The organism is bacterium, assembly GCA_035307765.1.
GTDB lineage: Bacteria > Sysuimicrobiota > Sysuimicrobiia > Sysuimicrobiales > Segetimicrobiaceae > Segetimicrobium.
In genome coordinates this window covers 65,488-87,633 of record DATGHU010000013.1, presented here as the reverse complement: position 1 = coordinate 87,633, position 22,146 = coordinate 65,488, and the positions used below count along the sequence as shown (strand labels likewise).

The following is a 22,146-nucleotide window of genomic DNA, read 5'->3' as shown; positions in this document are numbered from 1 at the left end:
ATCACATTCTCCCGTCGCGTTCCGCCAATGGAATGACGCGGCACACACCACGAACGTGACTGGAGGGAGGGGAAAATTCATGAAAATCAAACTGACAAGCCTATACGTGAACGACCAGGAGAAGGCTCTGCGATTCTACACCGAAGTGCTGGGCTTTGCCAAGAAGGCCGATTTCAGCCATGGGCCGTTTCGCTGGCTGACCGTAGCCTCACCCGAAGAACCGGACGGGACCGAGCTGCAGCTCGCGCTCAACGACAAGCCGGCAGCCAAAGCCTATCAGCAGGCTATGTTTCAGCAGGGCCAGCCCGCTGCCATGTTCTACACCGACGACGTCAAGGCCGAGTACGAGCGCATCAAAGCCCGCGGCGCCGAGTTCACCGTGCCGCCTACCGAGGTGACCGGCTCGACCATCCCGATGCTGAACGACACCTACGGCAACCTCATTCAAATCACGCAGCTGGCGCGCTGGTAGGCCTGGTGTTCAGCCGGATGGCTGAAGGGAGCGTGAAAATGAGAACCTCTCGGGAAAGCGAACGCCCTTCTCCGCTCATTGACGCGCGAATCAAAGAGCTTGGTGATTGGAGGTTCAACTCTCGCCTCAGACAACGCCAGGCGAGCCACACTGAATATGGAATCCCGCGGTGATCGAGAGGATGCAAGACCGCTTGATGACATTGGTGGGAATTGGTCGTTTGATTCTTTTTGCGCAATATATTTCAGGATGATGGCAGGATGATGCCAAAGCAAGCATTTTGCGTTTGGGGAGGAGTGATTAGATGGAAAAGAGCGGCTCACCGAAAACCGAATCATCTTCCCGGAGGATAGGCGCGAGGATCACGGAGCTGGGCGACTGGCGCGGCAAGCTGCTCTCCCGGCTCCGTACTCTCATCAAGCAGGCCGACCCAGAGGTGGTCGAGGAGCTGAAATGGAGGAAGCCATCGAACCCCGCCGGGGTTCCGGTATGGTCCCACGCGGGGATCATTTGCACCGGCGAGACCTACAAGAACCATGTGAGGCTGACCTTCGCCAAGGGAGCTTCTCTCAAGGACCCGAAAGGCCTCTTCAACTCCGGCCTCGAGGGCAACGCCATGCGCGCGATAGTCATCCATGCGGGAGATGAGATTGACGAGAAGGCTTTCAAGGCGCTCGTTCGAGCTGCCGTTCACCTGAACGGATCCTCGTCCCGTTAGTGATCGCGACCGGGGCCACCGATTTCTGACGCATTGCGGAGCCACCAGCGGAGCCGATTCGCGAGCGGTCGGATCGCCATCGTCTCCAATTCGGCTATGGCGTCGGGGCAACGCCGATTCTTGAACCGAGCTATCAGGAGCACCAACCGGAACAGGCTGCGCGAACAATGGGCCGAGGACAGGCGATGAGCTTTTTCAAGACGACAGCGGTTCTGTCACATCTGAGAAGTTTCGTCCGTTAGTACCCTGACAGACCGCGACGGAGGAATGTGACCGATGCCCACACCTGAGGGACTCGCTGAGCAATTCGAACAGCACCGAGCGCATTTGCGCGCGGTGGCATATCGGATGCTCGGGTCGGCGAGCGATGCAGACGATGCGGTCCAGGAAAGCTGGATTCGACTCGGCCGGACCGATGTCAGCGACGTCGAGAACCTCAGAGCTTGGCGGACGACCGTCGTCGCGCGGGTGTGCCTGGACCTGTTGCGTACACGGGCCTCGCGCCGGGAGGATCCCTCGGACATGCACGTGCCCGATCCAATCATCGCTCCCGCCGATGGGGATCCGGAGTCTGACGCCGCACTTGCCTATTCGGTCGGTCTCGCGCTCCTCGTGGTCCTCGAAAGACTGAAGCCCGCCGAGCGCCTGGCGTTTGTCCTTCACGATGTGTTCGGGATGACGCTCGAGGAAATCGCGCCGATCGTGGACCGTTCGCCCGTCGCGGCGCGGCAGCTCGCGAGCCGTGCGCGACGAGGCGTCCAAGGTCAGGCGCCGACGTCAGATCCGAATCTGCAGCAGCAGCGCCAGATCATCGATGCCTTTCTGGCGGCGGCCCGCAATGGCGACTTCCACGGCGTTGTCTCCGTGCTCGACCCGGACGTTGTGCTGAGGGCAGATGGCGGAGCGCTCACGACTGTTCGCCGTGCTCGGCTGCACGGTCGCCGGCGGCAGGATCGTCGAGATCAACATCCTGGCGGATCCGGAGCGACTCAGTCGGCTCGATTTGTCCGCTATCGAGAGCTGAAAGACGGCGAGTCGCCGCTCGGCCTGGTCCCTACGGCAGGGGGCTGCTAACCCAGCTCATGTTCCCCTTGCCCCGTCGAGCTGGCGTTCCACCTCGTGATCTGCGCGTTTTCGGTGTCAGCAAATTATCCATCTTCAGAATCGCGCAGTACCGCTCGAGCGTGCGGTCGGCCGCCCGCGCCACCTGACGTTCCCGCTCTCTCGTCCCGAGGGCCCTAGCGGCCACGGGCCAATCAGTCGGGGTCGGGCAAATCGGGTTGGTTTTCTCTTGTTTTCTGCGGCGAGTTAGGTCTTCTGAACGACGCAGAAGAGGTTGCCATCGGGATCTTCGAGCACTGTAAAGTCAGCGCCCTTGGGATACCTCCACGGATAGCGAGTTGCCCCGATTTTGATTAGGCGCTCCACCTCACCTTCTTGGTTGTCGGTGTAGAGGTCTAAGTGCAACCTGCTCCTCTTGCCTGAGTGCTTTTCAGGAACTTGATCCAAAGATATATTGGGCCCTCTTCCTTGGGGATCACGAAGCACCGCCCAGCCACCCTTCGCGGGTTCCCTGGGGACGTAGTGGAGGGCTTCCTGCCAGAATGCCAACATTTTGTCGAACTCAAGACAGCGGATAACAATCGAACCGATTTTCATTTCTGCCACCTCTGAACCTCACACTGGCCCACGCCTCTAGGTCGTTGGCTGCCGTCTCCATGCCTTTCTTGAACATGTACTTCTACCAGAAGGATCTCGTGATGTTCAGGGTTTCTGGTAACGGAAGGCGCGCACAGCCGTCGAGCCGAGCCCCACCCGAGCGCCAGGCCGGGTACGGTTTCTGCACATGACGGGTGCGGTACCGCTTCCGGGCCGGACTTCTACCTGAAATTCCTGAGATGCCCAAGAGATTAGGAGGCATTGCCCTATTGTTCGGCATGTTCGACCCGGGCATAAAGTCCTCGCCGATGAGAACGCCCCGGCGCGTGAATCGCCCCCCGAGGAAGTGGGCTTCGATGCGCGTGGGCCGGCTGCCCTCGCCGGTGATTCGATGGCCCAGGATCCACGGCGCGCTTCCCGTTCAGGCTTGCGTATCACCGATGGCAAAATCAGCTCTTAGGAAGCCCGCCGATCTGGCGGGGCGCCGCGGCCCCCGGGTTGCCGGACGGGTACCCATCGGGGATCGCTGCGGTGAAGAAACGGCCGGCGAATCGGCTGATCCGGTTACTCAATTTCCACGGTCAGCCAAAGTTCGAAGCAATGGTTCTTGGCAAGACTGGTCACACCGATAGTGGCCCGCCCCCCAACGCCCCGATCGGCTAACACCTCGGCGAACAGGTCGGTGGCTCCGCTCGACACCTTGTGCACATCGTAGAACGAAGGGGTGCAGACGACGAAACACAGGGAGCGCACAATACTCACGATTCGATCGAGATTCCCGACCGCCTGCTTAATCCCCGCGAGACTGTTAACCGCAGCCAGCCCCGCGGCTTCATAGCCTTGATCAACGGTCACAGTATCTCCGAGTCTACCCGGGTGCAAGATGGTTCCGTTTCGCTCAGGCACGTGTCCACTCAAGAACAGGATGCTGCCGACCTGATGGTGGGCCTTCATCTTGCCGTAACTTGTGCCGTAATAGCCTACCGGACCGAAATCTGGCAAGACGATGCCCAGGTCCTTCAATCGTTGCTCGACATGTGCCATGGTTTCCGCCTCCCCCCGCCTAATGAGCGTCGCACAACGCCCTCCTTGCCGTTCCGCTGTAGCGAGGGATGATCCCCCGCGTGTTCGCCCCTTCTATTGGACTCATACGATTCCTGTATACGGTTCCGTCTGAAGTTGCCGCGGTTTCGCAGACGGGGTGACGTGGGGCTGTGCCGGTGCGCCGTCGATCTGCCAGCACTGCCGATCGTCGAGCCAATCGCCGAAGGGGTAACGGGACCGGCCTATCGGTCTCACCCCGAGCTCGGTTTCAGGCCTCTCCAGTGCCTGAAACCAGGCCTGGCATAGGTCTAAGAAGGCCCAAAGGAGGGTACACTCCCGGTACAGCAGGGCTCGTCGCGGAGCACGTCCACCAACGAGGCTCCCGAGAAGCCCCTGGCCAGGCGGTTCGATGGCCTGGAATCACGGCTGGATGGCGAGGTGGGAGGGCTGCCACCCTTGGCAGCATGTCCGCCCACGGTGAGCCAGTCGAGGCGTACTCGCTGGTTGATGCCACTGTGGGAGGTGCTCTCATCTCGCGGCCATATTCTTCGAGTGTTGCATCCTTCTTCTTGCTTCGCTCCATACCAATGGGGATTTTCCCGGCGCCGCGGCGCACAGGAGCCCGAGAGGGCCCTCGACGGCGAAGTGCCGACCACGTATGGCGTCCCACGATCCTTTTGAGCCCACCGCCGCACGCTGCCGGGTCTGCCGGACCGTCTCATTCCCGCGACACAGCAAGTACCCCCGCACGCGCGTTCCGGCCAAACCGCCGGGAGATCCTTTTGCAGATGCTCCAGGGGGGGTGCGTTGATGTTTGAGCGATCGGTCGATTTGAACCCCTACACCATTTTGGTCGTTGAGGGTCACCCCTTAGGGCTCAAAGATATTCGTGTCGCGTTGGAGAAGGCCGGGTACGCTGTGCTGGAAGCTCGAGATGGACGTCACGTGCTCGAATTGATGACGCAGCACCCGGACCTGATCATTGTGGATCTTGTGCTTTCGGACATCGATGGATTCAACCTCATTCAGAAGATTCGCAGCCTGCCGGGCGGCGTTGACGTCCCGATTATCGCCTATACGGGAGTGATGACCGGGGCCGAGGAGGCTCGGAGCATCGAAGTGGGATGTACCGATTACTTATTCAAACCGATCACAACGTCGCACCTCCTCGAAACCATCGATACCTACCTGCCGCCCAAGGATGGTCTGGAACGGATAGGGACGGGGGAGCGGGTCCTCGTCGTTGACGACGACCCGATCCATCTCAGCCTGGTGAAGACGCGCCTGGAGCATGCGGGGTTTGGGGTTGTGGGAACCTCCGATGCGACCGAAGCCCTCACCCGCGCGCATCAGAGTCCGCCCGATCTGATCCTCTCGGATGTGTTGATGCCGCAAATGGATGGGTTTCAATTTTGTCTGGCAGTCCGGAAAGACGCCAAACTCTCCCACGTCCCCGTGTTACTCTACTCCTCGGCGTACAACGAGGAGGTCGATCGTCAACTCGCCCGTGAAGTGGGGGCCAACGACCTGGTGATCAAGGACCCCGGATTTCAATCGGTCGTCGCGGCCATCAGTTTGACGCTGGGCGTGACGCCTCCGCCTGCCACCGCCATTTCGGACGGGCTGGGAGCGGATTACACCCGCCGACTGGCGCAACAGCTTGATCGGCAGATGATGGTCAATACAAGCATCCGCCAACGGTTGATGCGACGGGAGGCCGAGTTGGCCGTCCTGTCCACGTTCTTGGATGCCCTCAGGCACGGCTCAGTGGATGGTGTTCTTGAAGAGCTCCTCACGAGAACGCTGCACGCGGTCGGGGTCGTCAGAGGTGTGATCTTCCTGATGGGCGCGGATGGGACCCTGCAGCCTCGCGTTCAACTGGGGTTTCCCCAGTTGGCATACGACGGGGTGGCGGATTTGTTCGGTCACGCACGGGTCCTGCACCGCGCGATTGAAGAGGGGATACCCGCGGTGGTTCCCTTGCGCATGCCTCGGGGGATCTTACACAATGACGAGCGGCCGGAACAGTCTGCACTCATTGCCCCGCTTCTTCACGACAACAAGCGCCTCGGTGTGCTCGCCATGATGTGTGGTACGAGGGCGCTGACGGAGGAGTTGTTCCCCTTTGCCAGGACCGTCGGAGCCCAAATTGGACAGGTCCTGGGGATCATCCATGCGCTGGGCGATCAGCAGGGAAATGTCTTGGCCGACCTCCCCGCCGGGTAGGGAGGGTCGCGTTCGTCACACACACGTTTTGCGGTCGCGCCGCGATCAGCCATCGTCACCGCGCATCGACAGACATCGTGCTGGAAGCGCGGGGAGGGGCCGTGGGTAGGGGGGTGGTGCGGCGTTCGGAGGGCGAACCACGGCCGAAGAACCCCGCAAGGAATCACCTGCTGGTCGCACGGATTCCGGGCTGCTGCGATACCGGCAAGTTCCCGAAGAGGATTTGCGTCAATTTAGCCGAATAAATAGGTGAAGGCTCAGGACGTCGGTCGGTAATGTCCGGACCTTGCGTGTCCGGCTAGTGAAACTCCGTAGGTGAGTGATTCGGCCTCGGAGGAGGACGGTCGTGTCCTCAGGGTCAGGACGGAAGCAAGAGGCTGCTGAGGAAATTGTTCATACGATCATCCGGTCCCTCAAAGAGCGGATAGGACGTGGCCCTGAGGGATATCGGACGTATCTCGTCGATGACCTGCTCGTTGTGCGCCTGCTGAGAGACCTGACCCCCGTGGAATATGAGCAAGCCAAGACCCCTGCGGGCCGAAAATCAATCAAAGACACGCGCAATCGACTGATCCAAGACCTCAGGCCGTCCTTGCAAGATCGCATCAAGCATCTCACCGGAGCGAACGTCATCAGCGTGCACTCGGATCTCAGCACTCGAACAGGAGAACGCATCATCATCTTTGTCCTCGACCGCAGGGTCGCGGATATATTTGGGGAGCACGGATAGGGGCAAGAGACGGCGGCCGGAAACGAAGGGTGGAAACCCCTCCTCCCGCGGGTCCAAACCGGTGCGTTCCGATCGCAGCCCGTAGAGCCAGCACCCGATCGGGGCGTGGCTGTCCAGCGGGGATGGATCCCACTTCGTGGGCCCACGATTAATCGGTTCTGTCGAGAGGAAAAGCCGAATCGCCCGCTAATGAACCGCGGGGGCACAGAAGGCCCCACGTGGCCGAACGTCATCCGGTTGATCATGCGGGCAGCCAGTGTTCGGAGGCGGGCGCGCCCGGCGCGCGGGGATTCGACCGGCGACGGCACCCCGATTCGATCGCACCCAGCGGAAGCGAGGGCGACCCCGATGGGGACACACATGGTGTACGGAAAGGTTTCCGCCGAGACGGGAGTGGAGCGATGACGGAGTCCTTACACCCGGCGGTCAGCCCGGCATGGCTGTCTTCGCACCTGGGCGAGCGTGACCTCCGCGTCATCGATGCCACATGGTACTTGCCGACCCTCCACCGTGACGCTCGAGGCGAGTTCTGTCAGGCTCATATTCCCGGAGCCGTATTTTTCGATATCGATGCGATCGCCGATCAACGCACGCCCCTCCCGCACATGCTCCCGGACGCGGAATCCTTCGCCGCGGCCGTGGGGGCGCTCGGTATCGCCGGTGGGGATCGCGTCGTGGTCTACGGCGGCCGCCACCTTGTCGCCTCCGCACGGGTTTGGTGGACCTTTCGGGCCTTTGGTCACGATAACGTCGCGGTGCTGGACGGCGGCCTCCCCCGCTGGCGGGAGGAGGGCCGCCCGGTCGAGTCGGGCGAGCCAAGGCCTCAGGCGTGTCGGTTCCACGCGCGCTATCGGTCGGAACTTGCCGCCGACCTTGATCGCGTCCGTCAAACTCTGTCGGGGCAGGGGGAGCAGGTGGTCGACGCACGCTCGCACGGGCGCTTCGTTGGGGCCGAGCCGGAGCCGCGCCCGGGGGTTAGGTCTGGCCACATCCCGGGGAGTTTCAACCTCCCGTATGACCATCTGTTCGGGCCCGATGGAGCCTTGCTGCCCGTCGAAGGGCTGCGGGGTGCGTTCGAGGCGATCGGATTGGATCTGCACCGTCCGGCGATCGCGAGTTGCGGTTCCGGGGTGACCGCCGCGGTGCTGGCCTTTGGCCTCTTCCTCCTCGGTCGGGATCACACCGCCGTGTACGACGGGTCGTGGGCGGAATGGGGGGGCCGCACGGACACCCCTATCGCACGCTAGGCGCATTGTCCTGCCGAGCGGCCCCTCGACATGATCACCACGATCACGACCCTGAAGGGCGGGGGAGGAGGATGACAACGTTGGATGCCCATTCCTTCCATATGCGTCGACGCGGCGTTGGGCGGGGGTAGCGATACGGCGCGCGCTCCCGCCCGGCAGCCATTTCGAATCCGGACCGGCACCGTCCGCGATGCACCGACGATCTTCAAGCTCGTGCAAGGGCTGGCACGGTATGAAGGGCTGAGGCGCGAGGTCAAGGCCACCGTGTCGAGCCTCCGGCGGGACGGGTTCCGGCAGCGCCCGTATTTTCATACCCTGCTCTGTTGGCGCGGAAGGGAACCCATCGGGTTCGCGCTCTACTTCTTTGCCTACTCGACGTTCCTCGGCCGCCCCACGCTCTACATTGAAGATCTCTTCGTGCTGTCCCGCTGCCGGCGCCAGGGGGCGGGCAAGGCATTGCTCATCGCCATGGCCCACATCGCCGCGCGGAAGCGGTGCGGGCGGATGGAATGGATCGTGCTCAGGGAGAACGCTCCCGCCATTCGATTTTATAAGCAGTTGGGGGCCACTCTGCGGACGGAGTGGATCCTGACGCGCCTGACGGGAGGACCCTTTCGTCGACTGGCCAGAACGCCACGCCGCAGGTGAGCCGCGATCGGGGAGGGGAAACCTCTCGGCGGCCGGGGATCCCCGGCCGCCGAGAGGACCTAACTCGAACGCTCCGTGTGCCGGTTACGAGCTGTGGTTCGGCAGTGGTTGTTGGACCATTGGCTGATCGTTTTGCGGTTGGTTGGTGTTATAGGCATCGTTGCATGCAAGCGCCGCTGTCGTTAGGATGCCAACCGTCAAACCTACGACCACGGCCGCCATGAGCTTGCGCATCCGTGGCCTCCTTTCCCCCGGGTCAATCCTCGAGCCGGGTTCTTTGGTTTCGGGGATTCGCCACCCATGCAAGATCTCCTGTCCCGACGGTGGGAGCCGGAGACCCGCCGACGCGGGGGTGCAAAAGAGGCAACCCGGGTTAAGGGGCGGGAACGCGAACGGCGACCACTTCTCCTCGGGCGGTTTCTTCGACGTCCGTGAACAACGAGCAGGTCAGCGTCGTGGTGCCGTCGTCCAATTCCCGGACCCTGGCCCGAAGCGTGAGCGGGGTGTTGGCCGTCGCCGGGCTGAGATAGGTCATCCGCAGGGAGGCGGCCGCGTACCGGATTCTCGACGCCGGGTCGCCTTGCGGGCCGTCGGCCAGGCGGGCGGCGGCCACGGCCGTCCCGAGGCAGTGGCAGACGATGAGATCCGCCAGGGTCCGATCCTCGATCGCCTCCGGGGAGCTGAGCGCGGGGATGGTCCGCGGGTACCACGTGCAGACCGCCTCATCTTCGGCCCAGTAGCTTTCGAGACGCCACCCGGCCGCCACGTGCCCTGAGCATTCACAGCGGAAGCCGCGCAGCCGCTCATTCTGGAAAAGCGAGATATCCATCGGTCAGGTCTCCTGTTCGCCCGGATTCGGTCTCAGAGGGAAGATTACACCACCGGGAGTGGGGAGGCTTCGTCCGCGGGATCAAATGACGCCCCGGCGCGACTGAAATTGAGGGGAATCGAATCATCCGAACGATCGATGTCCCAAAGGCGATCGATCCGGCGTGGGGGAATGCTCTCCCATCGATATCCCCGGGAAACGTGCCTGCGCGGGGCGGGCGCCCCTGCGGCCGGGGATGCCGCGACGTCCGGGAGACGGCGCGACAACGGAGGTGGGGCCGGTGATGCGCAATCTAATGAAGGCAAAGTTGCTGGCGGGCCAGCCGGCGCGCGGCGTCTCGGTGATGATTCCCTCGCCCCAAATCGTCGAGATGCTCGGCCGTCTCGGATTCGACTGGGTGCTGATCGATTGCGAACACGGGACAATCTCTCGCGAGAGTGTCGAGGAGATGGTTCGGGCCGCGGAGGCGAGCGGGATCACCCCGCTCGCCCGCCCGGCCGGCAACCACGCGGAGGCGATCCTCCACGTGCTGGAATGCGGGGCGTTGGGTGTGCAGGTTCCCCATATCCGCACCGCCGGCGATGCACGTCGGGTCGTGGAGGCGGTGAAGTATCATCCGCTCGGATCCCGTAGCCTCGCCGCGAGTACCCGGCCGGCCGGGTACGGTTTGGGCGTGCCGATGGCCGGCTATGTGGAGGCGGCCAACCGGGAGACGTTGGTGTGCGTCCAACTCGAGGACGAAGAGGGGCTCCGCCATCTCGACGAGATGTTGGAGGTGGAGGGGGTGGATGTCTTCTTTGTCGGCCCGTCCGATCTCGCACAGTCGATGGGATACCCGGGCCGTCCTGAGGTGCCGGAGGTTCAGCAGGCGATGGCGCAGGCGTTCGCGCACATCGCGGCCTCGGGGCGCGTCGCAGGGTCGACCTGTCGCGCCGACACCGTGCGGGATCGGGTCCGGCAGCGTGTGCTGTACCTCTACACGCATCTCCCAGCATTGCTCGCCGCCGGCGCAGCACCGGTGCTCGGCGCGGGCGCGTAGGCGGTGTCTGCCCCGACCTCACGTCAACGGAAGGCGATTGACACCAACGTAAGGTCCTCCTAAAATGGACACGTATGCGCCGAGCGACGGGATACTAACATGGGAGGGCGAGGGCACGGCATGACAACGTTCTATCAGATTGGGGAGGTCTGCCAGCGAACGGGGCTCACCCAGCGGACGTTACATTACTACGACGAGATCGGCATCCTCGTGCCCACCGAACGGTTGACGGGTGGGCAGCGGCTGTACAGCACGGCGGATCTCGAGCGGATCGGGCGGATCAAGAACCTGAAACAACTCCTCGGGCTGTCCCTGAGCGAGATCAAGCGGATCCTCGACGCCGACGAGGCGCGTGAGCGGTACCTGTCGGCGGCCCAAACAGACGCCGATCCGGCGAGACGCAACAAGGCCCTGGAGAGCGCGCTGCGAGTGACGGAGGACCAGCTGCAATCGGTTCGGGGAAAAGTGCAGCAGTTGGGGCGGCTGCAGCGGCAGCTCGCGCGACAGGTGCGAGAGCTGCGCCGGCTCGGCGCTCCCGCCGGATGCTCCGGGATCGCCGCGGGGCTCGGGGGAGGATCTTGATGCGGCGGTCGTGGGTCTGGATCCCCATCGTGGTGGCCGCCTTGGGCGTGGGATTGCTGATCGGCCGCGGGACGGTCCCCGCGCCCACCAACCGGCCGGCGAGCGCCGATCCCCCGCCTGCGGCGTCCGTCAAAGGGCGCACCCCGCCCCCCCCGCTGGTGGGGGTCGCCCACCCGAAGCGGATGACGATCCCGGTCACCCTGCAGTTGACCGCCAACATCGCCTCGCTCAAAACGGCGGTCATCTACACCAAGACCGCGGGCTACCTGTTGTCCGTGGCGGCCCGCCCCGGCGACCCCGTGCGGGCCGGGCAGGTGGTGGCGGTGGTCGACCACGCGCAACTCGACGCCCAGGCTGCCCAGGCCCAGGCTACCGCGCTGGCCGCTGAGAATGGCGTCCAGACGGCGAGGGTGGGGGTGGCGGCGGCTCACGCGCAGGTGCTGAATGCCATCGCCGGGCAGCAGAACGCGCAGGCGCAGTTGGCGAACGCCAAAGCCGGTGTCGTGAAGGCCCACGCCACGCTCGTCGACGCCGAAGTGACCCAGCGGCGTACGGCGGATCTCGTCAAGCAAGGCGCCGCCGCGCAACAAAGCCTCGATGATGCCACCGCTCAGGTCGAGACCGGTCAGGCAAGCCTGGAAGCCGCCCAGGCGCAGGTGAAGGTTGCCGAGGCCCAGATTGCTCAGGCGGAGGCTCAGGCCGCGGCCGCCGTTCAGCAGGAGGCGTCCGCGGTGACCCAGGTGCGGACCCAGCAGTCGCAGGCGGCAAGCCAAACGGCCGCGCTGGAGAACGCACGCTTGGGCGCGGCGGAGGCCACGATCATGGCTCCCTTCGACGGGATCGTCGTCAGCCGGAGCCTGGACCCGGGCGCGTACGTCACCCCGGGAACCTCGACCCCGATCCTGACGATCGCCGACCTGGATCAGATTGACGTGGCCGTGAACGTGACCGAGGTACAAATCGCCGCCGTCCACAAGGGCGCGGCGGTCCAGGTGGTTGTCGACGCCTACCCCGCGCAGACATTTCGGGGAGTGGTGAGCCGGATCGCCGGCGGGGCGGATCAAGCGACTCGGACCGTTCAGGTGGAAATCGACATCGCGAACCCCGGGCATCTGCTCCGGCCCGGGATGTATGCCACGGCCCAGCTGTCCGCCGGCGCGGACAAGAACGTCCTCGTGGTGCCGCTCGGCGCGCTGATCACCGTGGGCGACCAGCACTTCGTCTGGGTGGTCAAGGATGGGGCGGTGACGAAGCGTCAGGTCGTGGTGGGCCGGGCAACCGGGGATGTCGTTGAGGTCACCGCCGGGCTCGATGATGGCGATCAGGTGATCGCCCGAGGGGCCGATCTGGTGCGCGAGGGCCAGCGGGTCAGGGCGGTCCCGGTGGGGGGGCTGTAGCGGGCCTCGATGTTTCTCACGCGCGGGGCGACCCGCAACCCGATCTTCATCCTGATGGCATGCATCGCCGTCGTGGTGCTCAGCCAGATTGCGCTCTCCCGTCTGCCGACCGACCTCTTCCCCAAGATCACCATCCCCGTGATCTCGGTGATCACGAACTACAACGGCGCGAGTCCGGAGGCGGTCGAGCGCACGGTCACCTATCCGATCGAGCAGGCCGTCACCCGGGTGGCCGGCGTGCAGCAGATCCTCTCCACCACCCGCCAGGGCTCCAGCAATGTCCAGGTGTGGTTCAACTGGGGAACCGACCTGAATACGTCCGAGGTCGAGATCATCCAGAACGTCCAGCGGGTGATGCGGTCGCTGCCGACCGGGGTCAGCCAGCCTTTCGTCTTGAAGTTTGACGTATCGAATATTCCCGTGGCGCAGGTGGTCGTGAGGGGCGGGGGGCTCGACGCCCGGCAGTTGTACGACCTTGCCTTCAACACCATCGAGCCGCAGCTGGAGCGCCTCCCCGGGGTGTCCCAGGCGTTCGTTAACGGCGGCCTGGTCCGCCAGTTCAACGTTAGCGTGGACCCCCACAAGTTGGTCGCCACGGGGCTGACGCTGCAGAACGTCCAGGATGCGCTCACCCGGTACAACGCGCTGATCCCGTCCGGGAGCCTCCGGAACACCCGGATCGACTATCAGTTGAACGTCCCCACGCTGCTGCAGAACGTTCCCGCGATCCAGAACGTCGTCGTCGCCACGCACCAAGGGGTGCCGGTGCACATCCGGGACGTGGCGCAGGTTGCGGACGCAGCGGCCGACCAGACCCAGATCGTGCACGTCGACGGCAAGCCCGGCGTGCTGATGTTCGTCAGCCGGCAGCCGGACGCCAACACCATCCAGACCGTCAACGCCCTGCGCGCGGCGCTCCCGCACCTGACCGCGCTGCCGCCCGGGGTGACCCTGGACGTCGGCTTCGATCAGTCGCGCTACATCCGTGCGGCGATCACCACCCTCGGGCACGAGGCGGTGATCGGCGCGGGCTTGACGTTTCTCGTCGTGCTGGTCTTCCTACGGAGCTTCTGGAGCCTGTTCATCGTCGGGCTGGGGATCCCGCTCTCCGTGGCCAGCGCGCTGCTGCTGCTCTATTTCTCGGGCCAGACGCTGAACGTCTTCACCCTCGGCGGGCTGACGCTGGCCATGGGGCGGTTGGTCGATGACGCGATCGTCGTGCGCGAGAACATCATGCGCCATCTCCTCGTCCCCGGCCGCACGGTCCTGCAGGCGGTGATCACCGCGACGGAGGAGGTGGGGCTGCCGGTCCTGGCCTCCACGGCCACCACGATCGCGGTGTTCTTCCCGGTGGTGTTCCTGAGCGGCATCGCCGAGCGGCTGTTCGTGCCGATGGCGCTGACCATCGTCTTCGCCCTCGCCGCGTCCTACGTGGTGTCGATGACGATCGACCCGGTGCTGAGCACCCGGCTGCTCCGCGTGGCGGGGTCCGGGGCGCCATCGGAGGCAAAAGGGTCCCTGGCGCGCTTCAACCGCTGGAGCGAGGGGCTGATGGAGCGGCTCGACGAGGGGTACCAGGCGGCCCTGGGGTGGACGCTGCGCCACCGGGGGCCGGTGCTCGCCGGGATCGCCGTGATCTTGGCTTTTTCTCTCTTGGCCGCCCGGGGGATCGGGACAGAGTTCTTCCCGGCGACCGATGAGAGCCAGTTCGAGGTGAGCCTGGAGGCGCCGCAGGGCACAGCGGTGCAAGTGACGTCGGGGTTGGCCGAGCAGGTTGCCGGGATCATGCGTCAGGTCATTCCGGCGCGAGACATCGTGACGATCTACACGAACTCCGGCGTGCCGTCCTCGGGCGGGTTCGGATCCAACGCGGGGCCGAACAATGCCAACGTCGAGGTGCGGCTGGTGCCACCGACCCTGCGGCGCCAATCGACCGATCAGCTCGCCAACGCCATGCGCAAGGCGCTGCAGGGGAAGTTTCCTGGCGTGCAGATGTTTGTGCAGACCGGGGGGCTGCAGAACCGCGTGGTGAACTTTGGGTCCGCGGCGCCGGTCGACATCCAGCTGTTGGGATTTGACCAGCAGGTCGGTGCCCAGGTCGCCCAGGAGATCGCGAGCATCGTCACGGGGATCCCCGGCACGGCGGACGTGCAGGTGACTCCGCGGGGCGACTACCCCGATTTCACGGTCAACGTCGACCAGGAAAAGGCAGCCCAGCTCGGGCTGTCGTCGACGTCCATCGCCAATGCGATCAACACGGCGATGTCGGGAAACGTTGCCACCGCCAGCCAGTTCATCGACCCGATCACCGGCAACGAGTACAACATCGTCGTGCAGCTGATGAACCAGTACCGGACGCACACCGAAGATCTGGGGAACGTCCCGCTGGCCGCGATCGCCGACCCGGGCCCCGGCTCCGCGCCGTCCACCGGCCCCCTCGTACCGATCCGGCTGCGGGACGTCGCCAACATCTCGCTCGGCAGTGAGCCCCTCCAGATCAACCGGAAGAACGAGCAGCGGGTGATCGACATCACGGCGAACGTCGTGGACCGGCCGCTGGGGGCGGTGTCGCAGGAGGTTGTGGACCGCCTGAACCACTTCCCATTTCCCGCGGGATTCACCTACCATATGGCCGGACAGACCGAACAGCAGCAGAGCGCGTTTGGCAGCCTCGGGCTCGCCATGGCGCTGGCCTTGATGCTCGTCTACATGATCATGGCCTCGCAGTTCCAGTCCCTGGTCGATCCCTTCGTCATTATGTTCACGGTGCCGATGGGGATCATCGGTGTGATCTGGATGCTGCTGCTGACCCACACGACGCTCTCGATCATGTCCTTCATGGGTGTGATCACCATGGTCGGCATCGTCGTCTCGAACGGTATCCTGCTCGTCGATTACGCGAACAAGCTCCAGGATCGCGGCCTGGCGCTGCGGGAGGCTGTGCTCAAGGCGGGCCGCACCCGACTCCGCCCGATCCTCATGACCGCACTCGCCACGATTCTCGGGATGATCCCGATGGCCGTCGGGCTCGGCGAGGGGAGCGAGACCAACATGCCGCTCGCGCGCGCGGTGATCGGGGGGCTGACCGTCTCCACGGGCCTAACCCTGCTCCTGATCCCGACCCTCTACGTCATCTTCGAAGAGTGGCTCCCGCGCCGATCCCATAGCCCCTCATGACCGCGGCGTCGCACGGAGAGCTCCGAATCGCGGGACTCTCCGTCGTCATACCCAAGCCCTCCGGTGACGTGCCGGTGCTCGAGGACGTCTCGCTGGACGTGCCGGCCGGGCGGGCCGTGGCCCTGGTCGGGGCCTCGGGCGCCGGCAAATCGATGACGGCCTACGCGATACTGAAGCTCTTTCCGGTGCCCGCGAAGATTACCGCCGGGACGATCGTGCTCGATGGCGTCGACCTTGTGCCGCTCTCGGAACGACAGATGCAGCGGTATCGGGGACGGCGGATTGCCATCATCTTCCAAGAGCCGGGCTCGGCGCTCGATCCGGTGATGTCCATCGGCGACCAGGTGATGGAGGGGATCGTCGCCCACCTCGGCCGCCGCGGGGCGCGCGACCGGGCGGCGGAAGCCCTCACCCGGGTGGGGTTGGACCCCGGGCTGCTCCGGCGGTACCCGCACGAGCTGTCCGGGGGGCAGCGGCAGCGCGTCCTGGTCGCGGCCGCGATCGCCCCCGGCCCGGAACTCCTCATCGCCGACGAACCGACGGCGGCCTTGGATGTCACCGTCCAGGCGCAGATCCTCGATCTCCTCGGCCGGCTGCAGCGCGACCTCGGCATGTCGCTGCTCCTGATCACCCACGATCTCGGGATCGTGGCCCAAACCTGCGACCGGGTTCACGTGATGCGGGCCGGGCAGGTCGTCGAATCGGCCGACACCCGGCAGCTGTTCGCCGCCCCCCAGCATCCCTATACCCGTACACTGGTGGCCGGAGCGCAACGGCTGGGGCTCTGGCCCGGGTGACCGCGACGCGGGGCGGGCGCCCCCGCTCTCCGGTGCTGTCCCCGCTGCGCCACCGGAACCTCCGGCTGTTCTTCGCCGGGCAAGGGGTCTCGCTGATCGGGACCTGGATGCAGACCGTCGGGCAAGCGTGGCTGGTCCTAACGTTGACACGATCTCCGTTCCTCCTCGGCGTGATCAACGCGCTCCAGTGGTTCCCCGTGTTGCTCCTGTCGCTCCCCGCTGGGGTGCTCGTGGACCGTGTGCCGAAACGCACCTTGATCATGGCCACGCAGTCCCTGTTTCTGCTGTTGGCGCTGACGCTCGGGCTGCTGACGGTCACCGGCCACGTCCGGTACTGGCACGTGGCGCTGCTGGCCGCGCTGCTCGGCACGGTGAACGCCTTTGACGTGCCGGCCCGACAATCGTTCATCGTGGAGATGGTCGGCGGGACCGACGATCTCACCGGCGCAATCGCCCTCAACTCATCGGTGTTCAACGGCGCGCGGTTGATCGGCCCGGGACTCGCCGGGCTGATGATCGCCGCTTGGGGGGTGGGAGCGGCGTTTCTCGCCAACGCGGCGAGCTTCATCGCGGTGATCGCCGCGCTCGGCGCGATGCGGGTCGTCCCCACGATCCGCGTGGCCCCGGCGGTGGGCCTCCTGATGGGGATCACCGAAGGAATGGAGTTCATCCGGCGCTCGGCGACCGTCCTCCGGGTTCTGGTCACGCTGGCCGCGCTCAGCTTGTTCGCGATGAACTTCAACGTGTTCGTCCCGGTGCTGGCGCACGCTCAGCTCCACCTTGACGCGAGCGGGTTCGGGTTCCTCCTGGCCGCCCAGGGGCTGGGGGCGCTGGTCGGTTCGCTCGCCGTGGCTTGGACGAGCGGGTTCGGCCCTCGCTCGTCCTACCTGCTCTGGGGGGCGATCCTGCTCTGCGCCGCATTGATCGCCCTCAGCCAGGTCGCCCGGCCGGATCTCGCCGGGGTCGAGCTGTTCTTCGGCGGAATGGGGATGGTGATGTTCACCGCGACCGCGAACAGCACGGTGCAGTTGGAGGCGCCGGCCGCGCTTCGGGGGCGCGTCATGAGCGCCTATGCCATGGTGTTTAACGGGCTCGCCCCTTTTGGTGCGCTGATGATGGGTGGGATCATTGGGGCCTGGGGGCTGTCCATCGGGCTGCTCGTCGGCGGCGGGGTGGGGGCGGTGGGGGTGTTTACGGTTCGCGGCCTCCTCGGGCGGGGCGCCTCCCCGGTCGCGGTCGCCGGATGAGGCCGGGCCCGGTACAACGGCCCCGTCGGACGCACCGGGGCGCGGGTCGACGGGCTCGGGGAGGCGTCGGCGCGACGCTCGCCAATTTGAGGAAGACGCCGGGGGATCCGCTCGGGAGTTAAAGGGGGGGTGGATGATGCGGGTCGTGCTGGAGATGGTCGCGGCGGGGGGGGCGTGGCGGTGGACGCCGGAAGTCTACGCGATCATCAACGGCGGATGGGCCGGACGGGACATGGCGGCCGTCCAGGCGCACGTGAACGAGATGCGCGCCCTGGGGATCCCTGCCCCCACCGACGTGCCGATCACCTTCACCGTCGCGCAGACGATGCTGACACAGGGCGATCGGATCGAGATCTACTCGCCCCAGAGCTCGGGCGAGGTCGAGTACGTGCTGGTCGCGACCAGGGAGCGCGTCGCCCTCACCGTAGGTAGCGACCACACCGATCGCGAGGTGGAAGCCACCTCGATCGAACTGTCAAAGCGCATCTGCCCAAACGTCGTGGCCGGCACAGCCTGGGATTATCGGGAGGTCGCCGGGCACGTCGACGAACTCATCCTGCGCGCATGGGTGCGAGAGCAGGGAACGTGGTATGCCTACCAGGACGCCCCACTCAACGAGCTCCTCTCGCCAACCTACTGGCTCGATCGACTCGCCGGGCGCCTGCCGGAGCGGGGGGCCGTCTTGGTATTTTCGGGAACGGTGCCGACCCGTGGGGGCTCCCTCCGGTATGGGGACGGATTTCGTGTCAGCTTGGAGGATCCCCGCCTCCGCCGATCGATCGTGCACGAGTACGATGCGGCGTTGGTGCCCAATCCGCTGGCCTGAATCGGTGAGTCGGGCCGCCGCACGGGGGGGCGATCCGGTAAAACCCGAACAATCGGACCCGGCCGGCGCGCCTGCCGGTGGACGATTCCACCCACGGCCAAACATTGCTCACGGCGTTCAGGAGGAAAAGGAAGCCCCCGGGGCGTAGGCGAACTTTGGATCACGTATCTACGTACATTCAGCGAAGAACCAGCGTGTGCGTGTGAGAACGTAGGCCGCCCGCGAGGGGGCCAGGGGGAGGGAGCTGAGAATGAGTGGCGCTTTCGGATCGCGCTCGCGCAGCAAGCTCAACCGAAGACAGTTCTTGACCGCGGCGGGGGCTGGGGTGGCCGGGGGAGCCCTACTGCGGCTGGCGCCGTGGGAGACGGGGGTCGCCCCTGCGCAGATCAAAGGGACAACGCTTCGCATCCTGACCTGGAGCCATTTCGTCCCCGCGTACGACACCGCGTTCGATAAGTACGCCGTCGATTGGGGCAAGACCAACGGGGTCGATGTGCGGGTCGACCACATCAGCATCGACGATCTTCCCGCGCGCATCGCGGCGGAGCTCGCCGCGGGGGCCGGGCACGACATCTTCCAGATGAACGGGCAGATCCAGACCACCCTCTACTACAAGCACATGGTGGATGTCACCGACATCTGCGACAAACTGGGGAAGGCCGCCGGCGGTTGGCTGCCGATGGCCCAAAACGTCTCGGTGGTCGGCGGTCAATGGTACGCGGTTCCCGAGTTCTACATCCCGCAGCCGATGATGTGGCGGGGGGACCTGTGGCAGCAATATAGTCTCCCGCTCCCGTCGACCTGGGAAAACCTTCGAAAGGCGGCGACGGTCGGGAAGAAGAATGGCCACCCCGCCGGCTTCGCCATCTCCCACTGCAACGACTCGAACCATAACTGGCGGGCCGTGTTCTACGCCTTCGGGGTGCACGAGACCGATCCGTCTGGGAAGGAGCTGGCCTGGGACTCGAAGGCGCTTCGGGAAGCCATGGACTTCAGCAAGGCCCTCTGGTCGGAAGGGATGACCAGTGAAGTCTTCTCCTGGGACAACGTCTCGGACAACCGGTACCTGGACTCGGGGGTTGCCATCTACATCCACGACGCCCTCTCGTCGCTCTTCTCCATTGAGGAGAGTAACCCCAAGCTGTTCGCCTCGGTCAACGCGGGCGTTCCCGGCGACGAGCCGAAAGGGTCGGTGCGGAGTGCCGCGGTCGTTGACCCGACGATCCTCGGGATCTGGAACTTCTCGAAGAACCAGGCGGGGGCGAAGGCCTTCCTCGAGGAGTACGGCGGCGATGTGAAGTTCTCGCTCGTGGCGAGCAAAGGGTATAACATGCCGTACCTGAAGGCATGGTACAAGAAGCCGATGCCGGGCCTTGACCGATATCCCTCAAAGCTCGCGCTGATTCAGGATTGGGACAAGGTTGCGCTGGTTTTTGGGTACCCGGGACCGGCCACGGCTCCGGCCTCGGAGGTCCTCTCCACGTTCGTCGTCCCCGATATGTTGGCGAGATACTGTCACGGGGAGAGCTTGGAGAGCTCGATCAGTTGGGGGTTGGGACAGATCAAGGGTATCTACGCCAAGTACAAGTAAGTTGAGATCTGGCGCCCGGCGGACTCCGCAGGTCAGGAGCAGCGAGTCCGCCGGGCGCGTTCCCATGATGGGGTGAGGCGGGAGCCGGGTGGCGAACGTCGAGCTGGCTGTGGGGACCCGAGCGCACGCCAGGCGGGGATCGTTTACTCGCCAGCGCCTCATCTTTGGCTATTCCCTGCTGGCTCCGGCCGTCATCTACATGGCCGTGCTGGTGGGCGCCCCGTTCTTCTTCTCCCTGTACCTCAGCCTCAGCGACGCGTCCGTCGGCAACCAGATTGCCCGGTTCGTTGGGTTCCAGAACTTCGTCGCGATCTTTCAGGACAGCTCGGTCCGCCAGGCCCTCCGCAACACGGTGATGTTCACGGTGATCGCCGGAATCGCGAAGGCCCTGCTCGGCGGAATGCTCGGCTTCCTGCTCATCCAGGACGTCCGCGGCAGGCGGTTGATCCGGTCGCTGGTTGTGCTCCCGTGGACGCTTCCCGTCGTCATCACCGCGCTCGCCTGGAAATGGGCGTTCGATCCCCAGTTCAGCACGCTGAACTGGGTCGCGAACCACCTCCACCTGATGAGCGGGTGGCCGAACTGGCTGGGGGAACCCGGGCTGGCGATGGCGGCGGTGATCTCGGTCAACGTGTGGCGCGGATTTCCCTTCGGCGCGATCGTGCTGATGGCGGGGATGTCCTCGGTCCCGCTGGAGCTCCTCGATTCGGCGAAGGTGGACGGGGCAAACTTCTTCCTGCGCTGGCACTACATCATTGTGCCGATTATCGCGCCGATCCTCTTTGTGGGACTGCTGTTCGACACCGTGTTCACGCTGTCGGATCTCAGCATCGTCTATCTGTTGACGATGGGAGGGCCGATGAACTCGACGGAGATCCTGCCGACGCGCGCGTTTGAGATCGGTATCCAGGCCGGGGCGCTGGGGCGGGGCGCGGCGATCTCGCTGATCTTGTTCCCGATCCTGCTTCCCATCGTCTACTTCCTGCTCCGGACGCTGCGGAGGCGGGAGGCCCTGTGAGCGGCTTGGAAACCCTTCGATCCAGCCCGGCGCTCCCGACGGCGGGAGCGCGGCGGGCGGAGACGCGGGAGATCCGCAAGCACATCCTCGTCTACGCCGGCCTGCTGCCGTTCGTCGTGATCGCGTTGTTCCCGGTGGTTTGGATGGGCGTCACGGCCTTCAAAACCGATGCCGACCTCGTGAACCCCGCGGCCTCGCCGTTCTGGTTCATTCAACCTCCGACGTTCCAGCACTTCACGTATCTGTTTCAGCACACCCAGTACGGCTATTGGGTGTCCAACACGGCGCAGATCGCCTTCTGGGTGTCGGCGATCACCCTCCTGACGGGGATTCCGGCCGGGTACGCCCTGGCACGCGTGGGCCTGCCCGGCGCGGAGAACATGGGGATCGCGATCTTCCTTGGGTACCTGGTCCCCCCCATCCTGCTGTTCATCCCGCTCGCCCGGATCGTAGGGATCACGCACCTCATCGATACCAAATGGGCGCTCGTGCTCGTGTACCCCACCTTCACGATCCCGTTCTGCACCTGGCTGCTCAGCGGGTTCTTCAAAACGGTTCCGCCCGAGATCGAGGAGGCGGCCTTGGTGGACGGGTGCGGGCGTTTTGCTGCCCTGATCCGGACCGTGATACCCGTGAGCTGGCCGGGCATTCTCACCGCGGTGATCTTCGCGTTCACCCTGACGATGCAGGATTTCCTTTACGCGCTGGTGTTCGTGTCCGTGGGCGATCAGAAGCCGGTTCCGCTCGGGGTCGCCACCGACCTGATCCGGGGCGACGTCTACTTCTGGGGCTCGCTCATGGCGGGCGCCCTGCTCGTGGGGATTCCGGTCGCCATCCTCTACAGCCTCTTCCTCGACCAGTTCATCTCCGGGATTACGAGCGCCGCGGTGAAGTGATCG

The 22,146-nt window shown here is 64.9% G+C and carries 20 protein-coding genes and 1 pseudogene; 17 read left to right on the top strand and 4 right to left on the bottom strand.

The window, feature by feature from the left end:
* Window positions 1-79: 79 nt before the first annotated feature.
* The 3 genes and pseudogenes from VKV57_05015 (at window position 80) to VKV57_05005 (ending at window position 2,214) form a co-directional block, all read left to right on the top strand.
* Window positions 80-472, top strand: a complete 393-nt coding sequence (locus VKV57_05015; GenBank protein HLW59271.1) for a VOC family protein — start codon at window positions 80-82, stop codon at window positions 470-472.
* A 304-nt stretch (window positions 473-776) separates the two neighbouring features.
* Window positions 777-1,190 carry a DUF1801 domain-containing protein gene (locus VKV57_05010; GenBank protein ID HLW59270.1) on the top strand — a complete coding sequence of 138 codons (414 nt, stop codon included), beginning with the start codon at window positions 777-779 and terminating at the stop codon, window positions 1,188-1,190.
* 276 nt (window positions 1,191-1,466) lie between these two features.
* Window positions 1,467-2,214, top strand: a pseudogene (locus VKV57_05005) (sigma-70 family RNA polymerase sigma factor).
* Between the two features lie 284 nt (window positions 2,215-2,498).
* Here VKV57_05005 and VKV57_05000 read toward each other — a convergent pair.
* Entirely contained in the window at window positions 2,499-2,849 is a 351-nt protein-coding gene (locus VKV57_05000; GenBank protein ID HLW59269.1) for a VOC family protein, read from the bottom strand.
* Between the two features lie 564 nt (window positions 2,850-3,413).
* Complete coding sequence (locus VKV57_04995) at window positions 3,414-3,893, bottom strand: RidA family protein (GenBank protein ID HLW59268.1); 480 nt, start codon at window positions 3,891-3,893, stop codon at window positions 3,414-3,416.
* Between the two features lie 810 nt (window positions 3,894-4,703).
* Between VKV57_04995 and VKV57_04990 the strand changes: the two genes are divergently transcribed.
* The 4 genes from VKV57_04990 (at window position 4,704) to VKV57_04975 (ending at window position 8,744) form a co-directional block, all read left to right on the top strand.
* Window positions 4,704-6,119, top strand: coding sequence for a response regulator (locus tag VKV57_04990; GenBank protein ID HLW59267.1), 1,416 nt, complete (start codon window positions 4,704-4,706; stop codon window positions 6,117-6,119).
* A 346-nt stretch (window positions 6,120-6,465) separates the two neighbouring features.
* Window positions 6,466-6,849, top strand: a complete 384-nt coding sequence (locus tag VKV57_04985; protein ID HLW59266.1) for a Na-translocating system protein MpsC family protein — start codon at window positions 6,466-6,468, stop codon at window positions 6,847-6,849.
* A gap of 401 nt (window positions 6,850-7,250) precedes the next feature.
* Window positions 7,251-8,096, top strand: coding sequence for a 3-mercaptopyruvate sulfurtransferase (gene sseA, locus VKV57_04980; GenBank protein ID HLW59265.1), 846 nt, complete (start codon window positions 7,251-7,253; stop codon window positions 8,094-8,096).
* An 84-nt stretch (window positions 8,097-8,180) separates the two neighbouring features.
* Window positions 8,181-8,744, top strand: coding sequence for a GNAT family N-acetyltransferase (locus VKV57_04975; GenBank protein ID HLW59264.1), 564 nt, complete (start codon window positions 8,181-8,183; stop codon window positions 8,742-8,744).
* A gap of 84 nt (window positions 8,745-8,828) precedes the next feature.
* On the opposite strand, the gene VKV57_04970 is transcribed toward VKV57_04975, so the two are convergent.
* Together VKV57_04970 and VKV57_04965 are read right to left on the bottom strand one after the other, a co-directional pair.
* A complete protein-coding gene (locus VKV57_04970) occupies window positions 8,829-8,978 on the bottom strand; it encodes a hypothetical protein (GenBank protein HLW59263.1) in 150 nt (49 codons plus the stop codon).
* A 139-nt stretch (window positions 8,979-9,117) separates the two neighbouring features.
* Entirely contained in the window at window positions 9,118-9,573 is a 456-nt protein-coding gene (locus VKV57_04965; GenBank protein HLW59262.1) for a hotdog domain-containing protein, read from the bottom strand.
* 283 nt (window positions 9,574-9,856) lie between these two features.
* Between VKV57_04965 and VKV57_04960 the strand changes: the two genes are divergently transcribed.
* The 10 genes from VKV57_04960 (at window position 9,857) to VKV57_04915 (ending at window position 22,143) form a co-directional block, all read left to right on the top strand.
* Window positions 9,857-10,612, top strand: a complete 756-nt coding sequence (locus VKV57_04960; protein HLW59261.1) for an aldolase/citrate lyase family protein — start codon at window positions 9,857-9,859, stop codon at window positions 10,610-10,612.
* 120 nt (window positions 10,613-10,732) lie between these two features.
* Window positions 10,733-11,194, top strand: coding sequence for a MerR family transcriptional regulator (locus VKV57_04955; protein HLW59260.1), 462 nt, complete (start codon window positions 10,733-10,735; stop codon window positions 11,192-11,194).
* A complete protein-coding gene (locus VKV57_04950) occupies window positions 11,194-12,591 on the top strand; it encodes an efflux RND transporter periplasmic adaptor subunit (protein HLW59259.1) in 1,398 nt (465 codons plus the stop codon). The genes VKV57_04955 and VKV57_04950 overlap by 1 nt, the downstream gene beginning before the upstream one ends.
* Window positions 12,592-12,600: 9 nt before the next feature.
* Window positions 12,601-15,768 carry an efflux RND transporter permease subunit gene (locus VKV57_04945; GenBank protein HLW59258.1) on the top strand — a complete coding sequence of 1,056 codons (3,168 nt, stop codon included), beginning with the start codon at window positions 12,601-12,603 and terminating at the stop codon, window positions 15,766-15,768.
* Window positions 15,769-15,842: 74 nt separating this feature from the next.
* On the top strand, window positions 15,843-16,565 hold the full coding sequence (locus VKV57_04940) for an ABC transporter ATP-binding protein (protein HLW59257.1): 723 nt from the start codon (window positions 15,843-15,845) through the stop codon (window positions 16,563-16,565).
* Entirely contained in the window at window positions 16,562-17,812 is a 1,251-nt protein-coding gene (locus tag VKV57_04935; GenBank protein ID HLW59256.1) for an MFS transporter, read from the top strand. The genes VKV57_04940 and VKV57_04935 overlap by 4 nt, the downstream gene beginning before the upstream one ends.
* 133 nt (window positions 17,813-17,945) lie before the next feature.
* Window positions 17,946-18,638 (top strand): DUF2848 family protein, encoded by a 693-nt coding sequence (locus VKV57_04930; protein ID HLW59255.1) that lies wholly within the window; start codon window positions 17,946-17,948, stop codon window positions 18,636-18,638.
* Window positions 18,639-18,888: 250 nt separating this feature from the next.
* Window positions 18,889-20,229 carry an extracellular solute-binding protein gene (locus tag VKV57_04925; protein ID HLW59254.1) on the top strand — a complete coding sequence of 447 codons (1,341 nt, stop codon included), beginning with the start codon at window positions 18,889-18,891 and terminating at the stop codon, window positions 20,227-20,229.
* An 88-nt stretch (window positions 20,230-20,317) separates the two neighbouring features.
* A complete protein-coding gene (locus VKV57_04920) occupies window positions 20,318-21,247 on the top strand; it encodes a sugar ABC transporter permease (GenBank protein HLW59253.1) in 930 nt (309 codons plus the stop codon).
* The gene (locus VKV57_04915) at window positions 21,244-22,143 is read left to right on the top strand and encodes a carbohydrate ABC transporter permease (GenBank protein HLW59252.1); all 900 of its coding nucleotides are present in this window, start codon (window positions 21,244-21,246) and stop codon (window positions 22,141-22,143) included. The genes VKV57_04920 and VKV57_04915 overlap by 4 nt, the downstream gene beginning before the upstream one ends.
* The last annotated feature ends 3 nt before the right edge of the window (window positions 22,144-22,146 follow it).

Bases quoted from the DNA above. Each gene is read 5' to 3' on its own strand.
- VKV57_04965 (HLW59262.1), bottom strand. From the start codon at position 9,573: ATGGATATCTCGCTTTTCCAGAATGAGCGGCTGCGCGGCTTCCGCTGT.
- VKV57_05015 (HLW59271.1), top strand. From the start codon at position 80: ATGAAAATCAAACTGACAAGCCTATACGTGAACGACCAGGAGAAGGCT.
- VKV57_05010 (HLW59270.1), top strand. From the start codon at position 777: ATGGAAAAGAGCGGCTCACCGAAAACCGAATCATCTTCCCGGAGGATA.
- VKV57_04925 (HLW59254.1), top strand. From the start codon at position 18,889: ATGAGTGGCGCTTTCGGATCGCGCTCGCGCAGCAAGCTCAACCGAAGA.
- VKV57_05000 (HLW59269.1), bottom strand. From the start codon at position 2,849: ATGAAAATCGGTTCGATTGTTATCCGCTGTCTTGAGTTCGACAAAATG.
- VKV57_04995 (HLW59268.1), bottom strand. From the start codon at position 3,893: ATGGCACATGTCGAGCAACGATTGAAGGACCTGGGCATCGTCTTGCCA.
- VKV57_04955 (HLW59260.1), top strand. From the start codon at position 10,733: ATGACAACGTTCTATCAGATTGGGGAGGTCTGCCAGCGAACGGGGCTC.
- VKV57_04975 (HLW59264.1), top strand. From the start codon at position 8,181: ATGCCCATTCCTTCCATATGCGTCGACGCGGCGTTGGGCGGGGGTAGC.
- VKV57_04945 (HLW59258.1), top strand. From the start codon at position 12,601: ATGTTTCTCACGCGCGGGGCGACCCGCAACCCGATCTTCATCCTGATG.
- VKV57_04960 (HLW59261.1), top strand. From the start codon at position 9,857: ATGCGCAATCTAATGAAGGCAAAGTTGCTGGCGGGCCAGCCGGCGCGC.
- VKV57_04930 (HLW59255.1), top strand. From the start codon at position 17,946: ATGATGCGGGTCGTGCTGGAGATGGTCGCGGCGGGGGGGGCGTGGCGG.
- VKV57_04950 (HLW59259.1), top strand. From the start codon at position 11,194: ATGCGGCGGTCGTGGGTCTGGATCCCCATCGTGGTGGCCGCCTTGGGC.
- VKV57_04970 (HLW59263.1), bottom strand. From the start codon at position 8,978: ATGCGCAAGCTCATGGCGGCCGTGGTCGTAGGTTTGACGGTTGGCATC.
- VKV57_04990 (HLW59267.1), top strand. From the start codon at position 4,704: ATGTTTGAGCGATCGGTCGATTTGAACCCCTACACCATTTTGGTCGTT.
- sseA (HLW59265.1), top strand. From the start codon at position 7,251: ATGACGGAGTCCTTACACCCGGCGGTCAGCCCGGCATGGCTGTCTTCG.